The following is a 1213-nucleotide window of genomic DNA, read 5'->3' on the forward strand; positions in this document are numbered from 1 at the left end:
CCTGTGTCAGACTGTCAGGTAGCCGCAAAGAATAAGAACAGGGGAGATTGGGCATGGAATTGGATGATGCCTATGCCAATGGGGCATATATCGAAAATGCGGACAGCTATCCGCCGCGCTGGGCGGCCTCGGCTGAAGATTTCCGCAACAGCCTGCATGAGCGTGCCCGGCTGGACCTCCCCTATGGCGAGGGCGCGCGGCAGCGGTTCGACCTGTTCCTGCCGGAGGGCACGCCCAAGGGTGTTTTTGTTTTTGTTCATGGCGGATACTGGCTGGCCTTCGACAAAAGCACCTGGTCGCATCTGGCCCGTGGCCCAATTGCCCATGGCTGGGCGGTGGCGATGCCGTCGTATGATCTGTGCCCCGAGGTGCGGATTGCCGGTATCACCGGCCAGATTGCTGCGGCAGTGACCCGGATTGCAGGCGAGGTGGCGGGTCCGATTGCGCTGGCCGGCCATTCGGCGGGCGGCCATCTGGTGGCACGGATGCTGGACCGCGCGCTGCTGACGGCGGATGTGGGCGCGCGGATCAAGACGGTGATCCCGATCTCACCGCTGTCCGACCTGCGGCCGTTGCTGCGCACCACGATGAACCAGAAGTTCCAGATGGATTCCGCGGCGGCGATTGCCGAAAGCCCGGTGGACATGCAGGATCGCTACCCCGCAGATGTAACGGTCTGGGTCGGCGGCGAGGAGCGTCCGGCCTTTCTGGATCAGGCAATCTGGCTGGTGGAGGCCTGGGAGGCGGATCATGTGATTGCCTTTGGCAAGCATCATTTCAATGTGATTGACCCGCTAGCGGATCCCGAAAGCGATCTGGTGGCGCTGATCGTAAATTAAGACTCTTGTCCGGCCGGCAGGCCGGACAGTGATCCTGCCAGAGGCGGGTGAAAATTTTACTTGCCAGAATCCCGTTTCCGCACCATCTTCCGCCCTAAGGGCCAGGCGATGGCGTCGCCGCATGCAAGACATGCCGCCCCCAGCATACCAAAACCGTCCTGAACGCCGGGACCTTTCTTGTAAGAAGGAAGGGTCTGATATGACTTCACGTCCTGAAATGTACCGTTTTCACAATGGTGAAAAAGCACCGCTGCAATTTGCTGTCTCCGAGTATGAGGCGCGCATTGCCGGCCTGCGCAAGATCATGGCCGAAACAGGGGTGACTGCCGCGGTCTTCACTTCGATGCACAACATCTCCTACTATTCCGGCTTCA

General features: G+C 60.2%; 2 protein-coding genes. Both read left to right on the forward strand.

Features of this window, described 5'->3' with window-relative positions; all coding sequences use genetic code 11:
• Nucleotides 1-53 precede the first annotated feature (53 nt).
• Nucleotides 54-839, forward strand: a complete 786-nt coding sequence (locus tag A2I95_RS39885) for an alpha/beta hydrolase (RefSeq protein WP_291737870.1) — start codon at nucleotides 54-56, stop codon at nucleotides 837-839.
• 199 nt (nucleotides 840-1038) lie between these two features.
• On the forward strand, nucleotides 1039-1213 hold a 175-nt coding region (locus A2I95_RS39890), incomplete at its 3' end, for an aminopeptidase P family N-terminal domain-containing protein (protein ID WP_291737871.1).

It is taken from the genome of Leisingera sp. F5 (assembly GCF_001593695.1).

Coding starts and splice junctions, on each gene's coding strand:
- A2I95_RS39885 (WP_291737870.1), top strand. CDS start 54: ATGGAATTGGATGATGCCTATGCCAATGGGGCATATATCGAAAATGCG.